Source organism: Pseudonocardia sp. ICBG1293 (genome assembly GCF_020131355.1).
In the GTDB taxonomy this organism is placed as follows: domain Bacteria; phylum Actinomycetota; class Actinomycetes; order Mycobacteriales; family Pseudonocardiaceae; genus Pseudonocardia.
In genome coordinates this window covers 1-7996 of record NZ_JAHLEL010000082.1, presented here as the reverse complement: position 1 = coordinate 7996, position 7996 = coordinate 1, and the positions used below count along the sequence as shown (strand labels likewise).

The 7996-nt window shown below is 67.1% G+C and carries 8 protein-coding genes and 5 pseudogenes; 8 read left to right on the top strand and 5 right to left on the bottom strand.

The window, feature by feature from the left end; genetic code table 11:
* Positions 1 to 1207: 1207 nt before the first annotated feature.
* Positions 1208 to 1773, bottom strand: a pseudogene (locus tag KPF47_RS36600) (IS5/IS1182 family transposase); the annotation flags it as partial.
* 55 nt (positions 1774 to 1828) lie between these two features.
* Here KPF47_RS36600 and KPF47_RS39600 point away from each other — a divergent pair.
* The 6 genes and pseudogenes from KPF47_RS39600 to KPF47_RS36590 all read left to right on the top strand — a co-directional run bounded on the left by KPF47_RS39600 (position 1829) and on the right by KPF47_RS36590 (position 4241).
* On the top strand, positions 1829 to 2209 hold the full coding sequence (locus tag KPF47_RS39600; protein ID WP_308015588.1) for a molybdopterin cofactor-binding domain-containing protein: 381 nt from the start codon (positions 1829 to 1831) through the stop codon (positions 2207 to 2209).
* Positions 2209 to 2472: pseudogene (locus KPF47_RS39595) on the top strand (molybdopterin cofactor-binding domain-containing protein); the annotation flags it as partial. The gene KPF47_RS39600 and the pseudogene KPF47_RS39595, both read left to right, overlap by 1 nt.
* Positions 2473 to 2524: 52 nt before the next feature.
* Positions 2525 to 2665: pseudogene (locus tag KPF47_RS41345) on the top strand (hypothetical protein); the annotation flags it as partial.
* 205 nt (positions 2666 to 2870) lie between these two features.
* A pseudogene (locus KPF47_RS40660) lies at positions 2871 to 3095 on the top strand (molybdopterin cofactor-binding domain-containing protein); the annotation flags it as partial.
* A 61-nt stretch (positions 3096 to 3156) separates the two neighbouring features.
* On the top strand, positions 3157 to 3975 hold the full coding sequence (locus KPF47_RS39580; RefSeq protein WP_308015587.1) for a molybdopterin cofactor-binding domain-containing protein: 819 nt from the start codon (positions 3157 to 3159) through the stop codon (positions 3973 to 3975).
* Positions 3945 to 4241 (top strand): hypothetical protein, encoded by a 297-nt coding sequence (locus KPF47_RS36590; RefSeq protein WP_224392955.1) that lies wholly within the window; start codon positions 3945 to 3947, stop codon positions 4239 to 4241. Before KPF47_RS39580 ends, KPF47_RS36590 begins: the two co-directional genes overlap by 31 nt.
* A 241-nt stretch (positions 4242 to 4482) precedes the next feature.
* Here the strand turns inward: KPF47_RS36590 and KPF47_RS36585 are convergent, their stop codons facing one another.
* From KPF47_RS36585 to KPF47_RS39570, 4 genes are all read right to left on the bottom strand, one after another.
* On the bottom strand, positions 4483 to 4788 hold the full coding sequence (locus tag KPF47_RS36585; RefSeq protein ID WP_224392954.1) for a hypothetical protein: 306 nt from the start codon (positions 4786 to 4788) through the stop codon (positions 4483 to 4485).
* On the bottom strand, positions 4772 to 5188 hold the full coding sequence (locus KPF47_RS36580) for a molybdopterin cofactor-binding domain-containing protein (RefSeq protein WP_308015586.1): 417 nt from the start codon (positions 5186 to 5188) through the stop codon (positions 4772 to 4774). The genes KPF47_RS36585 and KPF47_RS36580 overlap by 17 nt, the downstream gene beginning before the upstream one ends.
* 222 nt (positions 5189 to 5410) lie before the next feature.
* On the bottom strand, positions 5411 to 5773 hold the full coding sequence (locus tag KPF47_RS39575) for a hypothetical protein (protein ID WP_255661661.1): 363 nt from the start codon (positions 5771 to 5773) through the stop codon (positions 5411 to 5413).
* Between the two features lie 47 nt (positions 5774 to 5820).
* The gene (locus KPF47_RS39570; RefSeq protein WP_255661659.1) at positions 5821 to 6333 is read right to left on the bottom strand and encodes a molybdopterin cofactor-binding domain-containing protein; all 513 of its coding nucleotides are present in this window, start codon (positions 6331 to 6333) and stop codon (positions 5821 to 5823) included.
* A gap of 99 nt (positions 6334 to 6432) precedes the next feature.
* Here KPF47_RS39570 and KPF47_RS39565 point away from each other — a divergent pair, with 99 nt between their 5' ends.
* Complete coding sequence (locus tag KPF47_RS39565) at positions 6433 to 6561, top strand: hypothetical protein (RefSeq protein ID WP_255661658.1); 129 nt, start codon at positions 6433 to 6435, stop codon at positions 6559 to 6561.
* A 103-nt stretch (positions 6562 to 6664) separates the two neighbouring features.
* Positions 6665 to 7191 (top strand): annotated as a pseudogene (locus KPF47_RS36570) (IS5/IS1182 family transposase); the annotation flags it as partial.
* Between the last annotated feature and the right edge of the window lie 805 nt (positions 7192 to 7996).

Sequence of the window (7996 nt, the reverse complement as noted above, 5' to 3'; positions counted from 1 at the left end):
CAACCACTGCCGACCCGGTCAAAGAACATCGTTTACGCGACACTAGGTCTTAGATTGACGACGGTTGAAGGCGGTCTAACAGTGAGCTTCTCAGAGTCCGCGGTCTTAGCCCATTGGAAGAGCATCGTGAGCAGTTCAGGCAATCTGAAACTCAGAGGGCGACACTTACTAACGTCCTGTTTGTTATTACTGCTGCTTTAAGCGCTGTCATTGCACAGCAAAAGTTCTCGCAGAGCATGATCGCCATTTGTGTGTTTATTATAGTATTAGGACTATTTGGGGCGCTCGCAGTTTCGAAGTACCATGAACGCGCTCGCTATCATCTCATGCAGGCGCGAGCCCTGACCGCTGCGTTGAGTAGAAATGGACTTCTTACCGAAAGAGCTCATCTGGATGATCAAAGGGATCGGCACTACGCAGAATTTCCGACTATCAGCAGAGTGCGTCTCCATCGTTTATGGGTATCGCTGCACATTGTCATATCCGCATACGGTGCCGCACTTCTAGTAATTTGCCTTTCAAATAGCTCCTGAGAACCAGGGGGCCTGCGGTGAGGTCGTCTCGATAACCATCTTTTTTAAGAATCTGGATTTGGGGCTGGAAGATCGCCAGTCGACTTGGCCCGACCTCGGATCGCTGGAACGGCATATCAGCTAGTCGAGCTGCTCGCTCATCCGATCCTGAATATACTCGATAATCAGAATCAAATCATGTACATCGTTTTGTGAGGTCGGGGGACCGCTTGCAGCGTGCGCGAGCCTGTTCGGATCTCTTGGGCGAGGCGAACCCGTGAATGATCTCCTCTTCAAGCTCTCCGATTTCGACCAAGTAAGAAGCCATTCGATGGGCGTTGTGACTATAGTCTAACCCGTGCGTTGTGCACATTTTCGCGAGTAGCCACTCGAGTGCTGTAAATGCCACAAGGTAGGCGGCCGCAGGGTGTTGGTTGGCAAGCCCCTTTGCACTAGAAACACGCGATGAAATCTCCGGCTCAGAGTCCAGTGATGGAGTCGGCTCGGGAACTAAGAGCGTCCGGCAGTAGAGGTGGCCGTGTGTCGGTGTTGGTAGAGACACGGACCTGCAAGTGATCATGGGATTGCTGATGTCCTGATGGTCGCCTGGAGAGTCCGTGCCTCTACCTGCAACGACACCCCCACGACCTCATTTGCCGGGCGCTCTAAACCTGTGCAACTCAGGCCTGAGTCATAGCCCGGTCCAGGTGCAGGCACGGTCGCTCGGTCAGCGGCCCGATCATGTCGTAGATCCCGATCAGGGTCGGTTTCAGCAACGGCGAGTCGTGGTCATTGGCGCGGGCGCTGATCAGGTGCAGCGGGATCCCCGCACCGTCGCAGACCACGGAGCGTTTGGTGCCCTGTTTGCCCCGGTCGACCGGGTTACAGCCGGCGACCTCGCCACCGCAGGGAGCCTTGGTGATCGCTCCGTCGGCAGACAGATCGTCGAGGTCGAGACCGATCATCTGGTCATAGCCGGCCAGCGCGGCCCGAAGGACCTGCTCCCCGACGCCGGCGGCGGCCCACTGGGCGAGACGGCGGCGGATCGTGCGGTCCGAGCAGCCGGGGGTGGCGATGCGTTCGTAGCCGCTGCCGTGCACCAACGCCGCGAGCACGTGCTCGAACACCGGCGGTCGGGGATACGGCGGCGGTGACATCCCCACGGATGGGCCGGGTCGAACTCCGGGCGCCGCTCTGCCTCGATCAGGGCAGCGAACTCGACCCAGAGGGGGTCGATCAGCGATTCTGGCAATAGAGGCACGGACCCTCCAGGCGACCATCAGGACATCAGCAATCCCATGATCACTTGCAGGTCCGTGTCTCTACCAACACCGACACACGGCCACCTCTACTGCCGGACGCTCTACGTCGCCGAGGACGCCGCCGAGCTGGTCACCGTCGAGTACGACGAGCTGGGTGCGGTCACCGCCGCGCGGGCCGCACTGGAGCCGGACGCGCCGCTGCTGCACGAGGACGCCGGGTCCAACGTCGCCACCGACCGCACCTTCTCCTTCGGCCCGGTGGAGCAGCGGTTCCGCGACGCCGCGCACGTGGTGACCGGCCGCTACGACTTCCCGCGCTACTCCTCGGTGCCGATGGAGTGCTACTCGGTCATCGCGCAGTGGAACGAGGGCGACGGCGGCCCGTCGGTCGAGGCCTGGGCGAACTTCCACGGACCGTTCTCGATGGTCCGGTGATGGCCGGCGCGCTCGGGATCCCGACGTCGCGGGTGCGGCTGCACGTCCCCGCCGACATCGGCGGCAGCTTCGGGATCAAGGCGGGCATCTACCCCTACGTGGTGCTGATGGCGCTGGCCTCGAAGCACGCGGGCACGCCGGTGCGGTGGGCCGAGGACCGCGTCGAACACCTGATGGCGAGCTCCACCGGCGCGGACCGGGCGATGACCTTCTCCGCCGCGGTCGACGCCGACGGCACCGTGACGGCCCTGCGCACCGACCTGATCGACAACGTCGGCGCCTACCTGCGCCCGCGGAGCCCTCCACGCTCTACCGCTGCTACGGCAACATCACCGGGCCCTACCGCATCGACGCCGTCGAGATCCGGGCCCGTGCCGTGGTCACCAACACCATGCCGACGGGCTGAACCGGGGCTTCGGCGGCCAGCAGCTCTACTTCGGACTGGAGCGGCTGATGGACGCGGTCGCCTCGGCGACCGGCCTGGACGTCGTCGAGGTGCGCCGGCGGAACCTGGTGTCGACGTTCCCGCACGAGACGGCGACCGGGGGCGTGTACGACTCCGGCGACTACGCCGCGGCGCTGGACCTGGCCGTGAAGAACGCCGACCTCGCGAGCTGGAGCGCCGGCGCGAGACGGCCCGGGCGAGGGCGCCTTCTACGGCATCGGCACCGCACTCGTCGTCGACCCGTCCGGCACCAACATCGGCTACGTCGGCCTGGCCACCCCGCCGAGGACCGCAGGCACCGGGCCGGGACAAGTCGGGTCACCGAGCACGTCCCGGATGTCGGTGGACCTGCAGGGGATCGTGACCGTGCTGCTGGGCTCGGTCCCGCAGGGCCAGGGCCACGCCACCGTGGCGCGCAAGGTCGCGGCGCAGCGGCTCGGGCTGCCGATCGCGCAGGTACGGGCGGTCGTCGACATGGACACCGCGACACCACCCGTGGACGGTGACGTCCGGGTCGTACTCCTCGCGCTTCGCCCCGCTCGTCACGAGCGCGGTCGTCGCCGCCGCGGACACCATCGCCGCCACGGTGAAGGCCGCCGGGGCCACGCTGCTGGAGGGGGCCGACCCGGGTGAGCTGACCCTGCTCGACGGGAAGGTCGTCCACCCGGACGGCCGCTCGGTCGCCTTCCGGCACGCGGCCGGCGTCGTGCACTGGGACCCGGCGTCGCTGCCCGACGGCGTCCCCGCCCGCCTCTACGCCGAGGCCGAGTTCTCCCCGCGGGAGACCCGCGCGGCCACGGCGGACGACCGGATCAACTCCTCGCTCTGCTACGGCTTCGTGGCCGAGATCGTCGCGGTGCGGATCGACCCGGACACCCTGGAGATCGAGGTCGACCGGGTGTCCTCGGTGCACGACGCCGGGACCGTCCTCGACCAGACCCTGCTCGACGGCCAGGTCTACGGCGCGCTCGTGCACGGCCTCGGCGGTGCCGCCTACGAGGAGTTCACGCACGCCGACTCCGGGCAGCCGACGGCGGCGACGTTCCTCGACTACCTGTGCCCGACCAGCGCCGAGGCCGGGTTCGACCTGCGCACCGACCACGTGGTGACCCCGTCACCGCTGACCCCGCTCGGCGCCAAGGGCTGCGGCGAGGGGTCGTCCAAGAGCTTTCCCGTGGCCTACGCCAACGCCGTCGCCGACGCGCTGGCACCCCGCGGGATCGACATCACCGCCTGCCGCTGCACGGCGAGGTACTGCACCAGCTGCTCACCGAGAAGAGAACTCCTGACATGGCACTCAACGGCGGCGACGTCGTCCTGACCCGCGAGCACGACGGGCGGGTCGCCTACCTGACCCTGTCCCACGGCAAGTACACGGTCGTCACGATGGAGATGCGCCGGCTGGTCGCCGAGCGCTTCGCCGAGATCGACCGGGACCCGCAGGTCCGCGTCGTGGTGATCCGCTCCGACGGCCAGCACTTCACCTCCGGCGGCGACATCGCGGTTCATGGAGGTCGACCCGATCGACCTCACCGACCGACCCCCCCCCCTCCACCCACCCCCCCCCCCCCCCCACCCCCTCGGTGAGGTGCGATCGGGTCGACCTCCATGAACCCGGCGATGTCGCCGCCGGAGGTGAAGTGCTGGCCGTCGGAGCGGATCACCACGACGCGGACCTGCGGGTCCCGGTCGATCTCGGCGAAGCGCTCGGCGACCAGCCGGCGCATCTCCATCGTGACGACCGGTACTGCCGTGGGACAGGGTCAGGTAGGCGACCCGCCCGTCGTGCTCGCGGGTCAGGACGACGTCGCCGCCGTTGAGTGCCATGTCAGGAGTTCTCCTTCTCGGTGAGCAGCTGGTGCAGTACCTCGCCGTGCAGCGGCAGGCGGGTGATGTCGATCCCGCGGGGTGCCAGCGCGTCGGCGACGGCGTTGGCGTAGGCCACGGGAAAGCTCTTGGACGACCCCTCGCCGCAGCCCTTGGCGCCGAGCGGGGTCAGCGGTGACGGGGTCACCACGTGGTCGGTGCGCAGGTCGAACCCGGCCTCGGCGCTGGTCGGGCACAGGTAGTCGAGGAACGTCGCCGCCGTCGGCTGCCCGGAGTCGGCGTGCGGTGAACTACTCGTAGGCGGCACCGCCGAGGCCGTGCACGAGCGCGCCGTAGACCTGGCCGTCGAGCAGGGTCTGGTCGAGGACGGTCCCGGCGTCGTGCACCGAGGACACCCGGTCGACCTCGATCTCCAGGGTGTCCGGGTCGATCCGCACCGCGACGATCTCGGCCACGAAGCCGTAGCAGAGCGAGGAGTTGATCCGGTCGTCCGCCGTGGCCGCGGGGTCTCCCGCGGGGAGAACTCGGCCTCGGCGTAGAGGCGGGCGGGGACGCCGTCGGGCAGCGACGCCGGGTCCCAGTGCACGACGCCCGGCCGCGTGCCGGAAGGCGACCGAGCGGCCGTCCGGGTGGACGACCTTCCCGTCGAGCAGGGTCAGCTCACCCGGGTCGGCCCCCTCCAGCAGCGTGGCCCCGGCGGCCTTCACCGTGGCGGCGATGGTGTCCGCGGCGGCGACGACCGCGCTCGTGACGAGGCGGGGCGAAGCGCGAGGAGTACGACCCGGACGTCACCGTCCACGGGGTGGTCGCGGTGTCCATGTCGACGACCGCCCGTACCTGCGCGATCGGCAGCCGAGCCGCTGCGCCGCGACCTTGCGCGCCACGGTGGCGTGGCCCTGGCCCTGCGGGACCGAGCCCCAGCAGCACGGTCACACGATCCCCTGCAGGTCCACCGACATCCGGACGTGCTCGGTGGACCCCGACTTGTCCCGGCCGGCCTGCCGGTCCTCGGCGGGGGGTGGCCAGGCCGACGTAGCCGATGTTGGTGCCGGACGGGTCGACGACGAGTGCGGTTGCCGATGCCGTAGAAGGCGCCCTCGGCCCGGGCCGTCTCGCGCCGGCGCTCCAGCTCGGCGAGGTCGGCGTTCTTCACGGCCAGGTCCAGCGCCGCGGCGTAGTCGCCGGAGTCGTACACGCCCCCGGTCGCCGTCTCGTGCGGGAAACGTCGACACCAGGTTCCGCCGGCGCACCTCGACGACGTCCAGGACGGTCGCCGAGGCGACCGCGTCCATCAGCCGCTCCAGTCCGAAGTAGAGCTGCTGGCCGCCGAAGCCCCGGTTCAGGCCCGGTCGGCATGGTGTTGGTGACCACGGCACGGGCCCGGATCTCGACGGCGTCGATGCGGTAGGGCCCGGTGATGTTGCCGTAGCGCGCGGTAGAGCGTGGAGGGCTCCGGCGGGCGCAGGTAGGCGCCGACGTTGTCGATCAGGTCGGTGCGCAGGGCCGTCACGGTGCCGTCGGCGTCGACCGCGGCGGAGAAGGTCATCGCCCGGTCCGCGCCGGTGGAGCTCGCCATCAGGTGTTCGACGCGGTCCTCGGCCCACCGCACCGGCGTGCCCGCGTGCTTCGAGGCCAGCGCCATCAGCACCACGTAGGGGTAGATGCCCGCCTTGATCCCGAAGCTGCCGCCGATGTCGGCGGGGACGTGCAGCCGCACCCGCGACGTCGGGATCCCGAGCGCGCCGGCCATCACCGGGACCATCGAGAACGGTCCGTGGAAGTTCGCCCAGGCCTCGACCGACGGGCCGCCGTCGCCCTCGTTCCACTGCGCGATGACCGAGTAGCACTCCATCGGCACCGAGGAGTAGCGCGGGAAGTCGAGCGGCCGGTCACCACGTGCGCGGCGTCGCGGAACCGCTGCTCCACCGGGCCGAAGGAGAAGGTGCGGTCGGTGGCGACGTTGGACCCGGCGTCCTCGTGCAGCAGCGGCGCGTCCGGCTCCAGTGCGGCCCGCGCGGCGGTGACCGCACCCAGCTCGTCGTACTCGACGGTGACGCAGGCGGCGTCCTCGGCGACGTAGAGCGTCCGGCAGTAGAGGTGGCCGTGTGTCGGTGTTGGTAGAGACACGGACCTGCAAGTGATCATGGGATTGCTGATGTCCTGATGGTCGCCTGGAGGGTACCGTGCCTCTATTGCCAGAATCGCTGATCGACCCCTCTGGGTCGAGTTCGCTGCCCTGATCGAGGCAGAGCGGCGCCCGGAGTTCGACCCGGCCCATCCGTGGGGATGTCACCGCCGCCGTATCCCGACCGCCTGGTGTTCGAGCACGTGCTCGCGGCGTTGGTGCACGGCAGCGGCTACGAACGCATCGCCACCCCGGCTGCTCGGACCGCACGATCCGCCGCCGTCTCGCCCAGTGGGCCGCCGCCGCGTCGGGGAGCAGGTCCTTCGGGCCGCGCTGGCCGGCTATGACCAGATGATCGGTCTCGACCTCGACGATCTGTCTGCCGACGGAGGCGATCACCAAGGCTCCCTGCGGTGGCGAGGTCGCCGGCGTAACCCGGTCGACGGGGCAAACAGGGCACCAAACGCTCCGTGGTCTGCGACGGTTGCGGGGATCCCGCTGCACCTGATCAGCGCCCGCGCCAATGACCACGACTCGCCGTTGCTGAAACCGACCCTGATCGGGATCTACGACATGATCGGCCGCTGACCGAGCGACCGTGCTGCACTGGACCGGGGCTATGACTCAGGCCTGAGTTGCACAGGTTTTTAGAGCGCCCGGCAAATGAGGTCGTGGGGGGTGTCGTTGCAGGTAGAGGCACGGACTCTCCAGGCGACCATCAGGACATCAGCAATCCCATGATCACTTGCAGGTCCGTGTCTCTACAAACACCGACACACGGCCACCTCTACTGCCGGACGCTCTTAGTTCCCGAGCCGACTCCATCACTGGACTCTGAGCCGGAGATTTCATCGCGTGTTTCTAGTGCAAAGGGGCTTGCCAACCAACACCCTGCGGCCGCCTACCTTGTGGCATTTACAGCACTCGAGTGGCTACTCGCGAAAATGTGCACAACGCACGGGTTAGACTATAGTCACAACGCCCATCGAATGGCTCTTACTTGGTCGAAATCGGAGAGCTTGAAGAGGAGATCATTCAACGGGTTCGCCTCGCCCAAGAGATCCGGAAACAGGCTCGCGCACGCTGCAAGCGGTCCCCCGACCTCACAAAACGATGTACATGATTTGATTCTGATTATCGAGTATATTCAGGATCGGATGAGCGAGCAGCTCGACTAGCTGATATGCCGTTCCAGCGATCCGAGGTCGGGCCAAGTCGACTGGCGATCTTCCAGCCCCAAATCCAGATTCTTAAAAAAGATGGTTATCGAGACGACCTCACCGCAGGCCCCTGGTTCTCAGGAGCTATTTGAAAGGCAAATTACTAGAAGTGCGGCACCGTATGCGGATATGACAATGTGCAGCGATACCCATAAACGATGGAGACGCAC